At 50.0% G+C, this 21,775-nt stretch carries 13 protein-coding genes and 1 pseudogene; 12 read left to right on the forward strand and 2 right to left on the reverse strand.

The genetic code is table 11. The features are described 5' to 3' along the window. Window positions 1-12: 12 nt before the first annotated feature. The 4 genes and pseudogenes from MJ257_RS19800 (at window position 13) to rfbD (ending at window position 5,494) form a co-directional block, all read left to right on the forward strand. Window positions 13-1,551 carry an alginate O-acetyltransferase AlgX-related protein gene (locus tag MJ257_RS19800; RefSeq protein ID WP_240270873.1) on the forward strand — a complete coding sequence of 513 codons (1,539 nt, stop codon included), beginning with the start codon at window positions 13-15 and terminating at the stop codon, window positions 1,549-1,551. 135 nt (window positions 1,552-1,686) lie between these two features. Then, window positions 1,687-2,971: pseudogene (locus MJ257_RS25020) on the forward strand (transposase). 628 nt (window positions 2,972-3,599) lie between these two features. Next, window positions 3,600-4,622, forward strand: coding sequence for a dTDP-glucose 4,6-dehydratase (gene rfbB / locus MJ257_RS19820; RefSeq protein ID WP_240270876.1), 1,023 nt, complete (start codon window positions 3,600-3,602; stop codon window positions 4,620-4,622). After that, complete coding sequence (gene rfbD / locus MJ257_RS19825) at window positions 4,619-5,494, forward strand: dTDP-4-dehydrorhamnose reductase (protein WP_240270877.1); 876 nt, start codon at window positions 4,619-4,621, stop codon at window positions 5,492-5,494. Before rfbB ends, rfbD begins: the two co-directional genes overlap by 4 nt. Window positions 5,495-5,545: 51 nt before the next feature. On the opposite strand, the gene MJ257_RS19830 is transcribed toward rfbD, so the two are convergent. Then, window positions 5,546-6,493, reverse strand: coding sequence for a glycosyltransferase family 2 protein (locus MJ257_RS19830; protein WP_240270878.1), 948 nt, complete (start codon window positions 6,491-6,493; stop codon window positions 5,546-5,548). Window positions 6,494-7,019: 526 nt separating this feature from the next. Between MJ257_RS19830 and MJ257_RS19835 the strand changes: the two genes are divergently transcribed. Both MJ257_RS19835 and MJ257_RS19840 read left to right on the forward strand, forming a co-directional pair. Further along, window positions 7,020-7,949, forward strand: coding sequence for a glycosyltransferase family 2 protein (locus MJ257_RS19835; protein WP_240270879.1), 930 nt, complete (start codon window positions 7,020-7,022; stop codon window positions 7,947-7,949). Next, the gene (locus tag MJ257_RS19840) at window positions 7,946-9,352 is read left to right on the forward strand and encodes an undecaprenyl-phosphate glucose phosphotransferase (RefSeq protein WP_240270880.1); all 1,407 of its coding nucleotides are present in this window, start codon (window positions 7,946-7,948) and stop codon (window positions 9,350-9,352) included. Before MJ257_RS19835 ends, MJ257_RS19840 begins: the two co-directional genes overlap by 4 nt. A 69-nt stretch (window positions 9,353-9,421) precedes the next feature. Here MJ257_RS19840 and MJ257_RS19845 read toward each other — a convergent pair whose 3' ends face one another. Next, on the reverse strand, window positions 9,422-10,564 hold the full coding sequence (locus tag MJ257_RS19845) for an acyltransferase (RefSeq protein ID WP_240270881.1): 1,143 nt from the start codon (window positions 10,562-10,564) through the stop codon (window positions 9,422-9,424). 342 nt (window positions 10,565-10,906) lie between these two features. Between MJ257_RS19845 and pcrB the strand changes: the two genes are divergently transcribed. From pcrB to MJ257_RS19875, 6 genes are all read left to right on the forward strand, one after another. Further along, window positions 10,907-11,623 (forward strand): heptaprenylglyceryl phosphate synthase, encoded by a 717-nt coding sequence (pcrB, locus tag MJ257_RS19850; protein ID WP_240270882.1) that lies wholly within the window; start codon window positions 10,907-10,909, stop codon window positions 11,621-11,623. Between the two features lie 324 nt (window positions 11,624-11,947). Then, window positions 11,948-14,323: a DNA helicase PcrA gene (gene pcrA / locus MJ257_RS19855; protein WP_240270883.1), complete on the forward strand. Its 2,376-nt coding sequence runs from the start codon at window positions 11,948-11,950 to the stop codon at window positions 14,321-14,323. Between the two features lie 362 nt (window positions 14,324-14,685). Further along, window positions 14,686-16,716, forward strand: coding sequence for an NAD-dependent DNA ligase LigA (gene ligA, locus MJ257_RS19860; RefSeq protein WP_240270884.1), 2,031 nt, complete (start codon window positions 14,686-14,688; stop codon window positions 16,714-16,716). 195 nt (window positions 16,717-16,911) lie between these two features. Then, window positions 16,912-18,273: a radical SAM/SPASM domain-containing protein gene (locus MJ257_RS19865; protein ID WP_240270885.1), complete on the forward strand. Its 1,362-nt coding sequence runs from the start codon at window positions 16,912-16,914 to the stop codon at window positions 18,271-18,273. Between the two features lie 311 nt (window positions 18,274-18,584). Continuing rightward, window positions 18,585-20,042, forward strand: coding sequence for an ABC transporter substrate-binding protein (locus MJ257_RS19870; protein WP_240270886.1), 1,458 nt, complete (start codon window positions 18,585-18,587; stop codon window positions 20,040-20,042). A gap of 182 nt (window positions 20,043-20,224) precedes the next feature. Further along, window positions 20,225-21,418: an MFS transporter gene (locus tag MJ257_RS19875; protein ID WP_240270887.1), complete on the forward strand. Its 1,194-nt coding sequence runs from the start codon at window positions 20,225-20,227 to the stop codon at window positions 21,416-21,418. The last annotated feature ends 357 nt before the right edge of the window (window positions 21,419-21,775 follow it).

A 21,775-nucleotide genomic window follows, 5' to 3' on the forward strand; every position in this document is an offset into this window, starting at 1 on the left:
GGAGGTGAAGGGATGAAAGCTCATAAAGTTTATAATGTATTGTTGGTCGTTTTATTTATTGTCGCTATAACAGTCCCACTTATTGCAGTGAATAAAATCCAAGGAAAGATATCTGTAGCAGAAAATAGAGCTTTAACCAAGTTCCCACATTTTACATCTGGTGAGGGACACTTTAATACTCAATTCGTTAAAGAATTTGAAAGTTGGTTTAATGATAATTTTGGTTATAGAGATCAACTTGTTAAAGTGAATACAGAGATGCAATATAATTTGTTTGGGAAAATAACAAAAAGTGACACGATTGAAGGCAAGAATAAATGGCTCTATTACGTTACTCCTGATATTATTGCTGATTACCAACAAATAAATTTACCTTCAGATCAGCAACTCCGGGAATGGGGGAATGGCGTTGATAGAATAGATAATTATTTGAAATCGAAAAATATACCGTTTATCATGATGTTAAATCCCGACAAAAAGACAATATATTCTGAGAATTATCCCGATACAATACTTAAGGTCGGAGATAAATCGAGGACAGATATGATTTCTGATTATTTTATAAATGAAACAGATATCGATTTCTTCACCCCAATAGCCCCTCTTCTTAAAGCTAAAAATAAAGCTACCGTATATTCCCAAAATTATGATAATGGGCATTGGAATAATTATGGTGCATTTATTGGATATTTAGAACTAATGCAAAGAGTACAAAATTATTTTCCAAATATTAAGACCTTTTCTTGGAGTGACTTTGACATTACAACATATCATAGGGAAAGTAAAGTATATGACACAATACCATTTTTTGAAACTGACTATAATTTTAATCTGAAAACTCCAAGATTAGCGAAACGAACTTTTGGGGTGATAGATAATTTAAATCTATCGACCACGAACATGGCTGCTACCTATAAAAATAGTAATGAAAAGTTACCGAGGGCTTTAATTTTTGGAGATAGTTATCTTTATGAATTCCTAACTCCCAATTTAGCCGAGAGCTTTTCAGAAACAGTATTTATTCACACTGATAATATTAATAAATTACAAAATCTGGTATATTTATTCAAACCAGATATTGTAATTTATGAGAACGTCGAGAGAAGTTTTGAAAATACCATGAATATATTGTCCGAATCCACCGAATTTATTGATTACAGTATCTATAAAAATCTGCCAACAAAAAATGCTGAAAATCTAATGTGGGTAGACTACATCAATAATGATCTTGTTCCAGAGCCAGGTGTTTTATCCATAGATAAGACGAGTAAGACAACGACTATAAGTGGATGGGCTGCTGACATTTTGTCAAGTGATGTTGCTAGTAACGTGTTTTTAAGAGTTGGAGATAAATTTTATTCAGGATTATATGGTATGGCACGGACCAGTGTTTCCGAGTATTTTAATAATCCTAATTTAACTAATTCTGGTTTTATGTTTAGTGTGAACTCAGAAGAGTTGAAAAAAGTTGATAAAATTAGTTTTGTTATCATATCTAAGGATAAAACTTATCAATATGAACCTGTTGAGTATAACGTTGTGGTTAAGTAGTTGTATGAGGGTGTCCCAAAAGTCATCATAGATGACTAGGGACGACCCTCTTTTTCATTTCGTCAAATAAAAAGAAACCACTCTTAGGTAAAATGGAGGTACCACCCAACCATAAACCAAAAGGAGACGGTTTCTTTGTACATTCAATATACCATGGATCAACTCTGCTTACCAATGGATTTAGAAGAAGATATCCCCGCCAATCACCTCGTTCGTGTGGTCAACGCCGCCGTTAATCATCTCGACGACGCCATCTTTGACGCGGCTTACCCTGGAGGCGGACGAGACAGCTACCACCCTAAAATGCTCACCAAAGTCATCATTTACGCCTACACGCAGCGCATCTACTCCTCTCGCCAGATCGCCCAAGCGATCCGTGTAAACATCATGTTCATGTGGATCGCGGCTAGGAAAAAGCCGGCCGGATTTCCGCACCATCAACCGGTTATGGGCGAGTCCTCTGCCCTCGCCGGTGAAAAGCTGGAGCAAGCCGTCAAACAATTAGAGGAGCGTCTGCAGGAGAAACCAAAGGACAAGCCGCTCAAGAAGGCGGTGCGCACGCTCCGCAAGGACTTGCTTCCTCGCCTTACAGAAGTATGAGACGCAGGAAGCGATTTTAGGCACGAGAAACAGCTACAGTAAAACAGACCCGGACGCCACGTTTATGCGGATGAAAGAAGACCCCATGCGAAACGGCCAGCTAAAACCAGCCTATAATGTTCAGATTGGCACTGAAAATCAATTCATTGTCGGTTACAGTTTGCACCAGCGGCCGACCGATACGCGCTGCCTCATCCCGTATTTTGAGAAGATAAAATCGCAGTTCGGCAAGCTTCCAAAAACCGTCATCGCCGATGCAGGCTATGGCGGTGAAGAAAATTACGACTACTTGGAGCGAAATGAAGTCGAAGCCATGGTGAAGTACAACACGTATCACCGTGAAAAGAGCAAGGCATGCCAAAAGGACACCAGCAAGATCGACAACTGGACCTATAACAGTGAACAAGATACATGGACATGTGCGGCGGGACAAACGCTCCATTTCTGAAGGGGGAGTAAGGAGAAAACGGAAAGCAGGTATGAAATCGAATACCGACATTACCGAAGCGCCGGCTGTGAGGGTTGTCCGCTAAAACCGCAGTGTACCAAAGCCCAAGGTGATCGGGAGATCAAGGTTAGTATGAAGTATTGGCGGCTAAAGAACCAGGCCAGGCAAAAGCTCCGCAGTGAAGAAGGTCATGCCCTGGCCGTAAGGCGCATGATCGAGCCGGAGCCTGTGTTTGGCCATGTAAAGAACAACCGAGGCTTTAAGAAGTTCCTGCTTCGAGGCTTACCCAAAGTAAGTCTGGAGGTGGGGTGGCTTTCCCTTGCCCACAATCTGCTCAGGAAGCAGCGGTGGACGTCAAAGCCAAGGAGCTAAGCGAGAACAGACCGCTTAGCTCCTTGGTTTTTTATGAATACCCTCATAGTTAGTATGCCTCTTCTCATTCGAGAGCTTTAAGGTTGATCCTTTATTACAATTTATGCGATGAGTATAAAAAGGTAAGGAAGTCTTTATCATCTGGTTTGATTGTTTTGATAAAGAAAAGTTTTGGTTGATCAACCGAAAAGGTTAACGAATTCCGCACATTTGTAAACCTGTTTGTCTACAAACCAGTAAAGCAAAAGGGAGTTTAATAGAAAGCTTAATATTCTTTCAAAAAAACCGACTAATTTCACCTCAAGAATCCCTAATCATGCGAATCGGTACGCTAGGATTTTGCAGTCTGTGCCTTTTCCTATTTCAAGTACGATGGAGCAATGGAGGGGGGCGTGATGGTGGAATACGAATGTACCAGCGACTTGCTATCCTATCATAATCAAAAACGTAATAAAGATCGGGTTCTCATTTATGAAGAGTTACTTCATATGATTATTCATAAATGCTATCATACCGCACAAAGAGTTTCAGGTATCCCGAGACTATTGTCCTTCACCTAATTTTTTTTTTCGCATATTTATGTAGTGATATGAAATAAACAAGATATTATGTTAGGAGGTCAGCATAGATGAAACTGCTTGTAACAGGCGGTGCTGGGTTTATCGGTAGTAACTTTATTATATATATGCTAAGTCAGTACCCGGATTACCAAATCGTCAATGTGGATGCATTGACTTACGCAGGGAACCTGGGAAACCTGAAGTCGTTGGAGAATAACTTGAATTATGCATTTGTAAAGGCTGATATTACGGATGTAAAGACAATGGATGAATTGCTAGGCCAAGGAATTGACGTTGTTGTCAATTTTGCGGCGGAATCGCATGTGGATCGTAGTATCCTTGAACCGGATATTTTTGTTAAGACCAATGTACTTGGAACACAAGTGCTGCTTGATGTAGCCAGAAAGTACGGTGTTAGCAGATTTGTTCAGGTGTCTACCGATGAGGTATATGGAACGTTAAGGGGAACTGGACTATTTACAGAGGAAACTCCGCTAGCTCCAAATAGCCCTTATTCCGCCAGCAAAGCCGGTGGAGATATGATAGTACGCGCATATTATGAGACTTTTAAGCTGCCGGTGAATATTACACGTTGCTCGAACAACTACGGCCCGTATCAGTTTCCGGAAAAGTTGATCCCGCTGACGATCTCCAAAGCGTTAGATGATGAGGAAGTTCCAATATATGGTGATGGAATGAATATTCGCGATTGGCTATATGTTGAGGATCACTGTAGTGCGATTGATCTGGTGATTCATAAGGGCCAAGAGGGTGAAGTGTACAATATCGGCGGAAATAATGAACGAACGAATTTGCATATTGTGCGGACGATCCTTGAGCAACTCGATAAACCGAAGTCGCTAATCAAGCACGTACCCGATCGTCCTGGGCATGACCGTCGTTATGGTATAGACCCTACGAAGGCGATGAGTGAGCTGGGCTGGAAGCCGAAGTATTCGTTTGAAACCGGGATTCAGAAAACGGTTCGTTGGTATTTGGATAATCAGGAGTGGTTAACCTGTGCTCAATCCAGTGCATACCAAAACTATAATGCCAAGCAGTATGGCGAAATGCTTGGAGAACGCTCATGAAAGTTCTGGTGACCGGCGCCGGAGGACAGTTGGGTAAAGATATCGTTCGTCAGTTTGAGAAAGCAGAGCATGTGGTGTTCCCTGGCGACCGTATTTTGCTGGACATTACCGATTACGATATGTGTTTGGAGCGTGTGAAGGAATTTAAGCCGGACGCAGTCATCCATTGTGCGGCTTATACCGATGTTGATAAGGCAGAAAGCGAAATTGATGCAGCTTATACAGTAAATACGGTTGGAACGAGAAATATGGTTGTTGCTGCTGAGCATGCCAGGGCGAAGTTCTGTTATATCAGCACGGATTATGTTTTTGACGGCACATCGGTGTCAAATTATCGGGAATACGACAAAACGAATCCCCAAAGTATCTACGGTAAATCGAAACGGGCGGGTGAAGTGCTCGTCCAAAGTTTGTCATCTAAATTTTATATCGTGCGGACTTCATGGGTGTACGGATTACATGGAAATAATTTTGTGAAAAAAATGCTGGAAATCGGTCAAGTAGAGCCGGTGCTGAACGTGGTGAATGATCAAAAAGGTTCTCCTACCTATACGGTCGATTTGGCTCTTTTTTTACTTGAGCTGATTCAAACGGAGAAGTATGGGATCTACCATGCCTCAAATTCTGGGGAGTGCACTTGGTGTGAGTTTGCACAAGCGATTTTTGTGGATGCCCATGAACTATTAGGGAAATCTTACTCGGTTCAGGTTAACCCATGTACGACTAATGAATTTCCTCGTCCTGCTCCACGGCCCCGCAACTCAGTGATGGATCATTTAGCGATCCGAACGAACGGACTGAAGGATTTGAGGCCATGGCGGGAAGGGCTCCGGGCATTTTTGGAAGAATTAAAGGCTAGCCGGGAAGCTTGATTTCCGGTTAGCTTATTTTTCTGTAATTTGTAGTAGTGTTTTCTTTAATCTCTATACTTTCCCTAAACTTATTAACAATTTCAAAATTCTTTGGTCAGCACTGCTCTGTCTATAAAAGGGGGTTTTCATAGCGTAAGTAAATCTACTTAGGCCTGCTTCTCCTGTGCTGTTAATAAAATCTTGAACATCTTTTTGAATTTCTTGATCAAGTAACGATTTATAACGAGCTAAAAACTCCTTGGCTTGGTTGCTAAGGATAAAGTGATTTTGCCCCTTGAAATAGCGCCAAAAGCGTCTTCTCCATTTTGTTATCCAGTTATCTGATTGACCTCCAAGTACATTATTGCTGTGCTGGCGGTAATGAATAGATGGTTCACTGTCAAATATGACACGACCTAAGGCTGAAACAGTTAGGTAAGCCCACCAGTCATGCATGATGACATGGTTAAGATTGGAAGGAAGGTTCGCCGCGAGCATCTCTAAGGCTCTACCATTTAGGACGGTAGTGCATCCTACAGCAACATTTTCGACTAGAGCATTGTAGACGGTTAAAGGCTTTTTTGGTGTATTTGGCCAGATCCTTAGTTTATTTAGTTCAGAGTCCACCATCTGAGTGGAAGAACAGTACATTAAAGGGAGGTTTGGGCTTTCTTTACTTAGTAAATTTGCTGCACGACACAATTTTTGTTTTTTCCATATATCATCTTGGTCACAAAATGCGAAAAAATCATAATTATCCAGCGAATTAGCAGATTGCTTAATAAGCTCAAAAAAGCTGTTTTTAGCCCCGACGTTTTTAGCCTCCATGAGGGTAATTTTCCCAGATATACTACGTATAAATGTCTTAATGATAGGTATAGTAGCGTCCTTAGAGCCATCGTCCCGTATCAGTAAATGAAAATTGATATCCTCTTGAGCTAACAAGCTATTTATCTGATCGGTCAAATATTTTTCTCCATTATATGTAGATAAAAGGATTAAAAAGTTGGGTTTATCCATACTTGTTCCCCTCCCTCCTCAACAATTATGTGTATCACGAAAGTATAGTTTGTGTTATAAATATATCCAATTGTAACATCGGTGACTAGAGATGTCGACGAAGCCGACCGGCCCGTTTGCTGAGATGGACGGCTTTTTATTGTACGGATGCGCTTGCCACTCATGAGAGAGGCTGGAAGAAGGGAAACCGCCATTCGCAGCCCCTGTTTATTCGCCAATATTCCTATATTAATCGCTACAAAATGATCTATAAGAATCTGTCGGGATACCGTTGGATCCAATCTCTACCGAAGCTGCTTGCTTACGAGCTGGCGAGTAATGGGTATATGCTTTTGAGAGAACCCAAGGTACTTGGAGCATGGAAGGGCTTCATTCATAAACTGCCGGAATTACGAGAGAAGCGGCAGGGGATTAAGAAAAGGTTGAAACTCTGATTTACTCATATTATGTGGAAATAGGGCACCATGATAATCTGTGCTATAATGTCGATAGACTACTATATTTGTAGATTCGGAGCGCATAAATCATGGATTTAAGTATATTGATCGTAAATTATAATACGCGTCAGTTGACTTTGGACTGTCTGCGGTCGGTATACGACGCGGAGACGGTCTATTCGTATGAAGTGATTGTGGTGGACAATGCTTCGGCGGATGGTTCGGTGGAGGCGATTCGTAGCGAGTATCCGAATGTGGTGCTGATCGCGAATCAGGACAACACGGGATTTGCCAAAGCGAACAATCAAGGGATGGCCGTTGCTCAAGGGCGCTACGTTCTGCTATTGAATTCGGATACCGTAGTGCAACCCGATACGTTCCAGACCATGGTTTCTTATATGGATGCACACCCAGACCTCGGGGCAGCGGGATGTAAAGTCATCCTACCGGACGGTTCGCTGGATAAGGCGTGCAGGCGCGGATTTCCTACGCCGTCAGCATCGTTTTACTATGCTTTCGGATTTTCGAAGTTCTTTCCGGACAATCCGCGGTTTAACCAGTATCAGCTGGGGTACAAGGATCCGAACGAGACTTACCCCGTCGATTGCTTGGTTGGCGCCTTTATGCTGGTGAGACAGGAGACGATCCGTCAGGTTGGGGGGCTGGACGAAACCTTCTTTATGTACGGGGAAGATATCGACTGGTGCTACCGCATCAAGCAAGCGGGCTGGGGCATTCATTATCATCCGGCTACATACATTGTTCACTATAAGGGAGCCAGCAGCCGGCGCAAGCCCTTTAAGATCATCTATGAATTTCACCGCGCGATGTGGGTCTTTCACCGGAAACATTATCTTCGTCATTATTCCTGGATCACGAACGCAGCCGTTTACAGCGGCATTTCGTTGAAGTTTCTCTTATCCCTAGCCAAAAACAAACTGCTCCCGCTAGGTGCGAGAACGCCATCTGGAGCGGTCAAGCCGGAGTCGGCGGAAGTTAAAATGGAGGTGAGATCATGATCCGTAAGAACCAACGGTTCTTAACCCAACTGTATATTCTGACGGATTTTGTGTCCATCCAGATTTCCTTCCTGCTTGCTTGGTGGGTGAAATTCGAAAGCGGCCTGATCGCTTACGAGAAGCCGCTGCCTGTAGAGATATATGCTTTTTGGAGCGTTGTTTATGGGGCAATTGCGGTTTTTGTCGGCGTCTTAATTTCCCTGTATACCCCTAAACGCAAAAAACGCTTCGCCGATGAAGTCTGGAAGATCGTTCAGGTTCATGTGGCGAGTTTATTTCTCTTGTTTGGCCTGATGTTCTTCTTCAAGCAAGTGGATATTTCCCGTCTTTATTTGGCGATCTATATGATGTTCAACATGCTCCTGATCTTGTTCTATCGGTACTTCTTGAAAAATAGCCTAAAGCAGCTTCGGAAGAAGGGGTACAACAAGCAGTTTGTCCTGATTCTCGGAGCCGGGTCCTTAGGCCAGCGTTTTCACAACAATCTCAAACAATACCCCGAGCTTGGCTATGAGATCGTCGGATTTCTGGATGATCATAAGGCCTGGGACGGGATCGAGGCGGCACGCTATAAACCGATTCTGGGAAGGATCGATCAACTGGAGAGCGTCTTGCAGGACAAGTTGATTGACGAGGTCGTTCTGGCGCTTCCCCTGGAGGCGCATCACCGTTATGCCCAGATCATTTCTATCTGTGAAAAAGTAGGGGTCAGAACACTCATCATCCCGGATTTCTTCGATTATCTACCGGCCCGTCCGTATTTTGATAATTTTGCCGGAATGCCGATGATTAACGTCAGGGATATTCCGCTGGACTTGACCGGGAATCGGGTGGCCAAGCGAATCTTCGATATCGTGTTCTCCCTGCTGGCGATCCTCCTTACTTCTCCGGTGATGCTGTTTGTGGCCATTGGGGTCAAGTTAACCTCGAAAGGTCCGATGATCTTTAAGCAGGAGCGGGTAGGGTTAAACCGGCGGACGTTTCAAATGTACAAGTTCCGTTCGATGCGGGTGCTGCCCGAGGGAGTCGAGGACACAGGGTGGACGACGGAAAACGATCCCCGGCGCACCAAGTTCGGAGCCTTTATCCGCAAGACGAGCCTTGACGAGCTGCCGCAGTTTTTCAATGTGCTGGCCGGACATATGAGTGTGGTTGGTCCGCGCCCCGAGCGGCCTTATTATGTGGATCAGTTTAAGGAAGAAGTGCCGAAATACATGGTGAAGCACCATGTTCGGCCAGGCATCACCGGTTGGGCGCAAACCCATGGGCTTCGTGGAGATACGTCGATCGAGGAACGCATTAAATACGATATTTTCTATATTGAGAACTGGTCGATCTTATTGGATATCAAGATTGTGTTGCGAACCGTCTTGAATGGCTTTATCAATAAAAATGCGTACTGACCGGGAGACAGTTCCCGACAGCAGAAAACGGTCTTTTCACCTAGAAAAGACCGTTTTTTCGATTCCCGCTTACCCCGCCACCCCTCGGTCCACACCAACTCGCATCCTCCGCCAACGATCTCTCATTTTGCGGTAGCCGATGCACAAGCCCACGCTGATGCCGGCGCATAGGATAAACGAAATTAGCGTCTGGGCGTATACGCCCAGGAAACCGAGATAATTCAAAGCTAGCAGGTTCGTGAATCGCAAAATAAACGCATGGACCAGATAGGCGCCAAACGAGTACCTGCCGATGAGGCTTAAAGCTCTGCCGAGCTTCGTCGGCGTGGCGGTCAAGCGTTGGGCCGCATAATACAGAGCCGGAAGCATCGCCAGAACGGCCAGCATCATCAGCGGTCTGAGCGGCCCTGTCACGTAGGAGCTGGTTAAGTAGTTGCCGGCGGACTGGCCTTCGTTGATGCCCCAGATTTTCACACCGATATAAATCAGAAAGAGGATGGTAATTGCAAGACTGACGCCCCATAGGGACTGCATCGCCTTTTTCCAGCGTTCATAATACAAGCCGGCCAACCCGCCTAATACGAAATAAAATGTCCAGAACAGAAAGTTTCGGTCCAGGTAGGTGTAGAGGGTTTGCAGAATCGGTTGGTTCGATTGAAAGTATCCCTTCGACAGTACCTCAACCAGAACAAGGTTGGCGGCCAGGAATACCAAGACGACTGCCCAATTGGCGGAAGCCGGCCGTTTGCCCGACAGAATTAAACGGAAGACGGGAAACAGCAGATAAAACGGAATAATCATGACCATAAACCACAAATGGTAGGAGGCTTTTCCCGTAAAAGCCAACTCTACGACATGGAGGAACTCGCCCCAATGATGAAAGACAGCCCCCCCGCTAAGCATACTCACCCAAACATAGTAAAAGAGCGTCCAGAACAGATAAGGAAGAACTACTTGCTGCCCTCTTCTTTTTAGGAATCGTCCATATTGAAAGGACTGGTCGTAGTTGTAAAACAACACTACGCCGGTGATAAATACAAAGAGCGGTACAGCGAACCGAATCAATCCCAGGAAGGTCGTCCCCAGGCTCACGGAGAACGGAGACAAACCGGGCTGAACAAATAATCCGGCGATCGCATGCTGCAGCGCAACGGCCAAGAAGGCCGCACCGCGAAGCGCTTCGATCTCTTCCAGCTTCGTTTTTCTCTTCATGAATTATCCTCCACGGTTGTTTTGCATAGAATGACCATAAAGAAATTAGGCGTATTCGTCAACCGTATTCCCTGAATCTACCGGGGGCGGGGGGAGAAAGGGAGCGGTGCTGACCCATGCCGAGTTCAAGGCGGCAAAAATCCGATAAAAACGTATCTTTTTTTCTGTTCGCATTCGACGCGAACATTGACAGGGTACCCCCGGTAACATAGACTAGAAACTGAACTAAAAACGAGTCATCTTCCTGATTGATAGATCAGTTGGACGAGCAGGAGCGGGGCGGAGCAGAATGCCCCGTTTTTCGCGGTCCTTCTGCCGAAATAGCCGTTGGAGGAATGGAAATTGAAGCAGATGATACGTGCCTGGCGGCATGTGTTTAAGCTGGATCCGGACCGTGACTTGGACGATGCCGCATTGGAAGCGGTGTGCCAGTCGGGCACGGATGCCGTGATGATCGGCGGATCCAGCGGGGTGACCTATGAGAATACGGTAGATTTGCTGTCCCGGGTACGCCGTTTTGAGGTGCCTTGCGTATTGGAGATCTCCGATCTGGAGGCGGTCGTGCCGGGATTTGACTTATATATGATCCCGATTGTGCTGAACGCCGGACACCCTGACTGGATCATTGGGCAACATGCCCGAGCAATCGAGCAATACGGCCACCTGATCCCTTGGGAGCTGCTTATGCCGGAAGGGTATCTCGTGCTGAATCCGGAGGCGACGGTCGCCAAGGTCACGGAGGCGCAAGCCCCGTTGGATTCGGCGGAAGCCCGGGCGTATGCCCAGGTGGCTGACCGTTTGCTGCAGCTGCCGATTGTGTACTTGGAATACAGCGGCCAAATCGGCGATTTTGAGCTGGTGTCGGACGTGCGGCGAACGTTGGATCAAGCGCGCCTGTTCTATGGCGGCGGGATCGTGGACGGGGAAACCGCGCGCCGCGCCGCTGCCGTGAGCGATACGGTGATCGTAGGCAACGCCGTGTATGAGAACCTGGAGCAGGCGCTGGAGACAGTGGAGGCGGTGAAGGGCACCGCTACCGCTGCAGCTAAGAAGAGCTAGAAGCGGTAAAGAGGTGGCCGAACTGAACAAACGTCACCACTGCCATCTGCGTCGAGAGGAAGGGTCTCCAGCTTTGTAACGGACACCAGTGACCTTATCGCTCGGAACAACGAGGCCCGGCGCAGCTAACGGACTGAGAAGACCTTATTTGTCCCAATTTGGCCCCTCCCGACTCGGTTGGGGTGAAATAGCGTCGTCTGAGTCCGTTACATCGGGAAATCCGCGGGAAATGAGCGAATAACGGCTCTGGAGTCCGTTATCAGTTATCGCGAAGACGAAGATAAAGAAGATGTGTGTCTATAAAAGGAAGGAGCAAGTTTTGATATGCAACCTGTGAACATACAAGAGGCGGTCAGCCGCCTGAATCCGCAGCAAAGACAAGCCGTAGAGGCGACCGAAGGGCCGCTTCTCATCATGGCCGGCGCAGGCAGCGGCAAGACGCGCGTGCTGACGCACCGCATCGCCTATCTGATTGCGACCCGCAAAGCGCCGCCTTGGGCGATCCTGGCGATCACCTTTACGAACAAGGCCGCGCGCGAAATGCAGGACCGGGTATCCCGGCTGGTGGGCGGTTCGGAGGGACGGGACATTTGGGTGTCCACGTTCCACTCGATGTGCGTGCGGATTTTGCGGCGGGATATCGAGCGGATCGGGTTCAACTCCAACTTCTCCATCCTGGATTCCACGGATCAATTGTCCGTGATTCGCAACTGCATGAAGGATCAGAACATCGACACGAAGAAATTCGAGCCGAAGGCGGTTCAAGCGGCGATCAGCACGGCCAAGAACGAACTGATCACGCCGCAGCAATACGAGCAGAAGATCGGTGATTATTTCGAAGGCATCGTGGCCAAGATTTACGCCATGTACCAGAAACGGCTCCGTCAAAATAACTCTCTGGACTTCGACGACCTCATCATGAAGACGATCGAATTGTTTAAGGAAGCGCCGGACGTGCTGGATTTCTATCAGAAGAAATTCCAATACGTCCACGTCGACGAATACCAGGATACGAACCGCGCGCAGTACATGCTGTGCCGGATGCTGGCGGACAAACACCACCGCATCTGCGTCGTCGGCGACAGCGACCAGTCGATCTATCGCTGGCGCGGGGCGGACATCAGCAATATCCTGAATTTCGAGAAGGATTATCCCGAAGCCAAGACGATTCTGCTGGAGCAGAATTACCGTTCGACATCGACGATTCTGGACGCGGCCAACGAAGTGATCGGGCAGAACACCGGGCGCAAACCGAAGAAGCTGTGGACCGACAAGGGCGATGGCGACAAGATCAAGGTGTACCGCGCGGATTCGGAGCATGACGAAGGGTATTTTGTGACGACGGAAATTCATAATAGCGTGAAAAACGGGCGCAACTACCGCGATCACGCGATTCTGTACCGCACAAACGCCCAGTCGCGGGTAATAGAGGAAATCCTGATTAAGTCGGATATCCCGTACCAAATCGTCGGCGGCATCAAGTTCTATGACCGCAAAGAGATCAAGGACCTGCTTGCGTACTTGCGCCTGCTGTCCAATCCGGATGACGACATCAGCTTGACGCGCGTGATCAACGTGCCGAAGCGGGGCATCGGCGACACGACGGTCGCCAAGCTGGCGGATGCCGCGGCGCAGCGAGGAACGTCGATTTACCGCGTGCTTGAGGTCGTGGACGACCTGGGTTTTGCCGGGCGGACGCGCAACGCGTTGGTCGAGTTTTTTGACATGATTAGCGCGCTGCATCAGATGGTGCCCTATTTGTCCGTCACCGAGTTGACCGAGAAACTGTTGGAAATGACCCAATACCGGCTGGAGCTGCAAAATGAAAATACGCTCGAATCCCGCTCGCGGTTGGAGAATATCGACGAGTTTCTCTCCGTCACGTTGGAATTCGAGAACAATAATGAAGATAAGTCGCTGGTCTCCTTCCTGACCGACCTGGCGCTGATCGCCGACATCGACAGCATGAACGACAACGGTGATGCCGAAAAACCCAACGACGACGCGGTCGTGCTGATGACGATGCACAGCGCGAAGGGCCTGGAGTTTCCGGTCGTATTCATCATCGGCATGGAGGAAGGCGTATTCCCGCATAGCCGGGCGTTCCTCGACAACGAGGAGCTGGAGGAAGAGCGCCGCTTGGCGTACGTGGGCATCACCCGCGCCGAGGAGAAGCTGTACCTCTCGTGCGCGCAGATGCGCACGCTGTTCGGCCGCACGACGGCGAATCCGCCGTCCCGGTTCCTCGATGAAATCCCCGAGGAACTCAAGGAGGACGGCGGTCGCGTGCCGCGCGACCGCTACGGCCGAGGCGCCGGCGTGGGCGGCGCCTACAGCGGCCGCGGCTTCAGCAGCGCCGGCGGCGGCAACTTCGGCCGCCCGGCCACGGAGGCGGCCGGCGGCCCGGGTGCGCGGTCCGCGGCTGCGCCTAGCGGGCCGGCCGGGCGCGGCACCGCCGCTCCGATGCGGAGCGGCGTGACGGTGACCGGCGGCGCGGCGAATGCCTCGGCCGCCGCCAAGACGGCCCCCGGCGATTTCAGCGCCGGGGACAAGGTCGCCCACGGCAAGTGGGGCGTGGGCACGGTCGTTGCCATTAAAGGCTCCGGCAACGACACGGAGCTGCAGATCGCTTTTCCGGCGCCGGTGGGCGTCAAGCGGCTGTTGGCCGGGTTCGCCCCGATCACGAAGGTGACCGAATAACCGGGGTATATTTGCCTGAATCCGGGGAAGGTTGAGGGTAGCTGGGGATGGGTTTGGCTTTGGCTTCCGCGGCAAATAAGGGTAAATCTTGTCCTTATTTTCATCGAAGCGGGCTTTATTCTTGAAATAAGAACATATTATGTTCTTATTTTGCCCATATGGCGTTGATTGGCTTAGTTTAGCTAGAAATAGCGCCATTTTTTACCCTTATGTCCCGATAAAACACCGTCCTCTCACGAAATAAGGGTAAAAGTTCACCTTATTTTCTTCGAGACTTTATAAACCACCACACGGAGCGAACCCTGCCGGGTTCCTCCGTTGTCATACATAAACAGACCTACCCAAAGGAGGGGTGTCCCTGCATGGACGCGATGCAACAAATGGAGCAGCTCGTCGAGCAGCTGAACCGGTACAACTATCATTATTACACTTTGGATGAGCCGCTCATCAGTGACAAGGAGTACGACCGGCTGTATGATGAACTGACCGCGCTCGAGGCGCAGACGGGGATTACCCTCCCGGATTCGCCGACGGGGCGCGTGGGCGGCGAGCTGCTGGAAGGCTTCAAGCCCCACCGCCATCTGGCTCCGCTGTGGAGCCTCGACAAAGCGCAAAACGAGGAGCAGCTCTTGAGCTGGAACAATCGGGTCCTCAAGCTAGTTGCCGACTACAACAGCAAAAACCCAAACACGCCTTTGCCGGACCCTACCTATGTGGTTGAGCTGAAATTCGACGGATTGACGCTGAACCTCACCTATACCGACGGACAGCTCGTTCAGGCTTCCACCCGCGGGAACGGCGTGGTGGGCGAGGGCATTTTGCCGCAAGTAAAAACGATCAAATCCGTGCCGCTGACCATTCCTTACCGGGAAGGCACCATCGAGGTGCAAGGCGAGGGCATCATGAATTTGTCCGTGCTGGCCAAATATAACGAGACGGCGGCCGAGCCGCTGAAGAATGCCCGCAACGCCGCAGCCGGCGCTTTGCGCAACTTGAATCCGCGTACGACTGCGGAGCGCAAGCTTAGCGCTTTTTTCTACAATGTCGGATATTCGGACAACTTGAAATTTCAGGATCATCGGGAAATGATGGCCTTCCTCAAGGACAATCGTTTCAAAGTGAATCCCTATGTGACCTATCATGATAGCTTCGACAAGGTGATCGAGACGCTGCAAGAAATCGTGGAAAAGCGCCCTACCCTCGATTACCTGATCGACGGGGCCGTCATCAAAATCACCGATATGCGCACGCGTGAGGCGCTGGGTTACACCGATAAGTTCCCGCGTTGGGCGGTCGCCTTCAAATTCGAAGCGGAGGAGACGACGACGATTCTCGAATCCGTCTCCTGGAACGTTGGGCGGACCGGCAAAATCACGCCGTTGGCCAAGGTCGAAGCGGTCGAGCTGGCCGGGGTCACCGTCCAGAACTGCACGCTGAATAACATCGGCGACATCGAACGCAAAAACCTGAAATTCGCTTTGGGTACCCGCGTGTTCATCCGCCGCTCCAATGATGTCATTCCGGAAATCCTCGGCAAGGTGCCGGATGAACCGGAAGGCGGGGAGATCGTTTACCCTGAGGTTTGCCCGGCTTGCGGCACGCCGCTGGAACAGCGCGGCGCCCATTTATTCTGCAACAACCGGCTGGGCTGCAAACCGCAGATCGTCGCCCGGATCACACATTTTGCTTCCCGGGACGCGATGGACATCGAGACGTTCAGCGAGAAAACCGCCGAGCAGCTCCATGACGAATTGAACCTTCGCGAGCCGGCCGAGTTGTACACGTTGACGTTCGACGATTTGATCAAGCTGGAGCGTTTCGGCGAGAAGAAAGCGAACAACCTTCTGCATGCGATCGAGCAGAGCAAGGGACGCGATCTTGCTTCCTTCCTGTTTGCGCTGGGCATTCCGAACACCGGCAAATCGACAACCAAGGTGCTGGCCGATCATTTCGGCAGCCTGGACGCGGTGTTGGCCGCCAGCGCAGAAGAGCTGACGTCCCTGCCGGACATCGGCGGCATCGTGGCCGATAGCATCGTCAGCTTCTTCGCCGACCCGTTCTATCAGGCCGGCATTCGCAAAATGCTGGAGTTGGGCGTTTCGCCGAAGGCTCCGGCCAAGCCGGCCGCACCGGTGACCGACTCCTTCTTCTCGGGCAAAACGGTCGTGCTGACCGGTACGCTCCATCAGATGAGCCGGGACGAAGCGACCGAGCGTCTTGAGGCGCTGGGGGCCAAGGTGACCGGCAGTGTATCGAAGAAGACCGATCTCGTCATCGCCGGCGAGAAGGCCGGCAGCAAGCTGGCCAAAGCCCAGGAGCTGGGCATCCCGGTGATCGAAGACGAGAATGAATTGATCCGGCTGTTGAACGAGAACGAAAACGAAAACGGCTAAAACTAAACCCTTAACACTTCCTACATCCCTGAGGCGCAGGGCGGGTATCCGCAAAGCGCGCTCGGGGATTTTTTTGCGTATTGGTCACATGAAGTGACGAGGATCATGGCAAACGGGCGGAGTTTTCTTCATCATAGGTCGATGGACCGGAGGGTCCGCATTTTTTAATTTGACCATGAAAAGGATGGAGAACACATGAATCACGATGCGTTACAGTGGAAGCCTTCGCGCTTTAATGCGCAAAGCGAAACGGATGACGGCGGCTTGATGCTGTACAACAGCTACACCGGGGCCATCGCCGCCTGCTCGCCGGCCGAGCGGAATCAAGTCCAGGAGTGGCTGACCCCGGCCGCGCCTGTCCCTGAACCCGCACCTCCGCTGTACGAATCGCTGATTGAAAACGGGTTTCTCGTTCCCGGCGATACGGACGAAATGCGGCGGGCTTTGTTTTTGCATCACTCCATGCATGCCCAGGATGCCATGCATCTGGTTTTGTTGGTGACGGAGGCCTGCAATTTCCGCTGTACTTACTGTTACGAGTCATTCCCTCGGGCGACGATGCGCGAGGAGGTGCTTCGGGGACTGGAAGCTTATATGGCCGAGCGGGCTCGCACGCTGAAGCAGCTCACGATCAGCTGGCACGGAGGCGAGCCGCTGCTGGTTCCGCACGTGATTGAACGGTTATCCCGTTCATTCATGGCAGCCTGCGAGACAAGCGGGGCGGTATACGGCGCGGAAATGTCGACCAACGGGTACTATTTGACCCGGGACCGATTCGAGCAAATGCTGGATCTTCGGGTAGAGCGGTTTATGGTGACGTTGGACGGAGAGGGCGAAACACACGATGCCCGTCGCGGCCTGAACGGAGGCGGGGGAACCTACCAAACCATCGTAAATAATCTGCTGTCCTTGAAGCAGGTGGACCGGGCGTTCGAAATTAATTTGCGCGTGAACTTCGATAACAGCAATCTAGAGGACGTATCTCGGTTTATCCCGGTTTTGCGCGATTTATTCGGCGATGATCCGCGGTTTAAGGTGTATTTCCGTCCCGTGGGATGTATGGGCGGCGAGAACGACCTCAACCTGCCGGTATGCGATGAGCGGACGAAGGATCGCAGCATTTGGGCATTCAACGAACAGGCGATTGAGGAGGGCCTTGCGGTCAGCTCCTTCATTTCGGATATTTTGCTGCCGACGGGAGCGGTTTGTTATGCCGCCAAGCCGAATTCCTTAATCGTTGGATCGGACGGGTTGCTGTATAAATGTTCGGTTGCGCTGGAGCAGGACAATAACCGCTTGGGACGGATTTATGAGGACGGGACGATGGATCTGGATTATGACAAGCTGGCGCTGTGGACGACTTCGGGTGAAGAGACAGACGAGAAATGCCAGGCTTGCTTCTTCCGGCCGGCCTGCCAAGGGAACCACTGTCCGTTGTACCGGATGCGGACGGGGAATCGCCCTTGCTCCTATGAGAAACGCCAGATCAAGAAGACTTTACGCACGATTTGGCTGCAAGAGCAGCGGGAAGCGGCGGATTCGCAAGCCTTGTACTGATGGTATTCAATAATCGCATTGTCCCTGTACACCCTAGGCAAGGAGGTGGTAGGCATGAAGGTCATCCGTTCCGCGGCTCAGCCCGCACACATCAAAACCGGCCGGGTATCCAAATCCGTTCCGGGTAATCTTAGCTAATTCTGCGTCACACTAAGAAAAAAACCGATTCCTGCGGCAGTTTATCCGCGGAGAATCGGTTTTTTTTGACAAAAAAGAAACTATCTCTCTCCCTTGGACGTTCTATTTATGAGGCAATATTAAAAAATATTCATATGGAGGTCGTAATGAGGAGAAATTGGTTACATAAAGGGATGTTGGTGTTGCTGGCCTGCACGCTGTTTGCAGGTTGTGCCAGCCGCCCTGCGCAGGAGAAGGAACAAAAATCTAGCTTGAAAATCATGTTTTGGGATGAACGGTACTTTTTCCAGGAGTACGGTGACTTATTTGCCATCGGACATCCGAACATCGATATCGAAGTGGTCAGTACCAACAAAATTTACAACAACTCCAATGGCGAACAAATCGATTACGAGAAAGCCTTCGCCAAATTCGTCGAGGAGGAGCAGCCGGACGTCATTTTATTGGACTCGTCCAATTACGATAAATTCGTGACCGATGGGAAACTGATGGAACTGGATACGTTGATCGAGCGCGATAAGTACGATACCGAGACCATCTATCCGGCGTTGATCGAAATGCTGAAGGAGAAAGGCGGCGGCAAGTTGTACGGCCTGTCTCCGAACTTTAATGGAACCGCCATCTTTTACAACGCGGATTTGTTTGCCAAATACGGCATCGAGGTACCGCATGACGGAATGACCTGGCAGGAGTTGCTCGATTTGGCGCGCCGGTTCCCGACGGAAGGCGATAAGGATACGCGTGTATACGGCTTTGGATCGCAATACGGCATGTCGATGGAGAATCTCGCCTCGTCGATCGCGTCGGCCCAAGGACTGCAGTTCTTGAACCCGGACACGATGAAAGTGACGATTAATACGGATTCCTGGAAACAAGCTTATAAGCTGGCGATGGACGCAGTGGACTCCAAAGCGGTTTATATCCCCGAGGGCAATGGCTTTCAAGGCGGGACGATGGAAGAATACTACAAGAGCCAATTGTTCGTGATGGGGCGGATGGCGATGGCCGTGGAGAGCATCTATATGCTGCAAGACCTGAAGCAAGCTCAGGACTCGCTTAAAGATTACAAGCCGTTTCAGCTCGGCGTCGCTGCCGGTCCGGTGGATCCTTCCGATCCGCAGACCTCCCGGAACATCAACTTTAACGAGATCTTCGCGATCCGGGCTAATTCGCCGAATGCGGATGCGGCATGGGAATTTATCAAGTTCATTAATAGTGAGGAATTCGCCCGGGTCAAATCGAGAACGATGAATAACGGCTTGCTGTCCCGTATGGGGATTGCCAAGGATTATAACGGGGTGAACCTGGAGGCGTTCTACAAACTGAAGCCGAAGGTTGATCAGAACGCGAACCGAAGCTACGAGAAAATTCCGAATGATTTTTATATGCAATACCAGCCGGTTCTGGATCGTGAGTTGAAGCTTGCCCAGGAGAAGAAGAAATCGATCGACGAAGCCTTGCAAACCGTTCAAGAGGAAGCGCAAGCGCTTTTGGACAAGGCGGTGAAGGACGAAGCAGCCAAGAAGAGCTCCGGTGAATCCGCCGATGCCGGAACCAGCGGCGGTGCCGTCGTCGTCGAATCCGGAACATCCGATGACGCTGCGAACACCTCCGGCAACGCGAGCGAATAAAGAACAGTCGGGCTAGGTTATCTCATAGGAGGGTTGATCCTCGCGCAAGCGGGGAATCGACCCTCTTTTTTTGCGTAGGACTGAAAGTTTCGGCAGATTGCCATCATTGCCCCGATTGTTCGGGTGTCGGCGGAAACGTTATATCGTATAATCTTCAAAGAAAAACGGGAGGGGAGAACAATATGCCGAAGACGAAGTGGTTATTAAACGCGCTGGTTCTGATCTGCTTCATGGACTTATTTATCCAACTGCCGGTTATGGGACCTCTGGCGTTGAGCCTTGGGGCCAACTCATTTCAAATCGGGCTTGCCGTGGGGATGTACTCCCTGACCAATATGGTTGGTAATATGCTGGCGGGGTTCTGGATCGATCGGTACGGAGGAAAAAGAGTTCTGCTCGCCGGACTGTTTGTGACCGCCGGGATCCTCTTATTGTATACGGCCGTTCAGCAGCCTGCGGAGCTTTTGGCTATTCGCGTGCTGCACGGGCTCTCTGGTGGACTGTTGGTACCCAGCGCATTTACGTTGGTGTCACGCGTGGCCTCGGCTCGGGATCAAGGGCGTTCCATGGCTCTTTCCGGTGCGGCGGTCGGGGTTGCCGCCATTTTTGGGCCAGCTTTGGCCGGCATCCTGAAAGCAAGCGCGGGGTTGGATTGGTTATTCATTGTTGCTTCAGCCTTGCTCGTGTCGGGAGGAGCGCTGGTTCTGCTCGGAAAGCTTCATGATAACAGGGTTCAGTCCGGGGGGACGGGGGCTTCTTCCGCTAGTGCGAAACAAGCGTTTATCGCCACGCTGCGGAACGAATCGGTTGCTACGGCTTATTACGGCGCTTTTGCCTTGATGTTTGCCATGGGGGCCCTGACGTATAGCCTTCCTCTCAAAGCCGAAGCGTTAGGTTTGCCCGATCAAGCCGCCGGATTGATGCTCAGCGTATTTGGCGTCGTTGCGATCAGTTTGTTCGTTTTGCCAAGCAATCGTTGGTTCGATCGGGGGGTGCCCCTGCGTTTATGCGCTGCGGGCGGAGCCATCGTGATTTTATCGCTCATAGCTCTCTCGATGATCGGGCACCAAGCGGGGATGTTTGCCGTTATGGCGGTTTACGGATTAGGGTTCGCGCTGCTCTTCCCTTCTTTGAATGCCCTGCTCGTTGGCCATGTCAGTCCGGATCATAAGGGAAAGGCATTCGGAATGTTTTATGCCTTCTTCTCTCTGGGCGTTGTTGCAGGTTCTTCCGGGTTGAGCGCAATTACGGGCGATTATGATCTTGCGCTTCGTTTGGCTGCGGGTTTTCTGATCGTGTCCTGCACTGGAGTCGGCGTTTGGGGGAGCCGGAGGAGAAGGAGCGGGAAGGTGGAGATGGACCCTTCGGCGAACTGAATTTTTAAGCGTCATCGGCTCCTGGTTGGATGGAGAATATTTCGTATTGCAAAAAGACGGCCGGCGTGATAAATTATTACTTGTCGCTTCGGACGATGTCTTGTAGAAAGCTTGCAGGATTGTCGAAAAAAGAAGTTGACAAGGTTCGACTGATTGAGTATAATAAATAACTGTTCGACAAAAACTGAAATTGACTTCAGCGACTGTCGAACTCGCAAGCAAGTTCTTTGAAAACTGAACAAATGGAACACGTCAATAATGAAACGATTAATTTTAATCGTCAGATTCAAAATGAGCTATCAGCTTATTCAATAAGTATCAACTTTATTGGAGAGTTTGATCCTGGCTCAGGACGAA

The organism is Paenibacillus timonensis, assembly GCF_022427145.1.
GTDB classification, from domain to species: domain Bacteria; phylum Bacillota; class Bacilli; order Paenibacillales; family Paenibacillaceae; genus Fontibacillus; species Fontibacillus timonensis.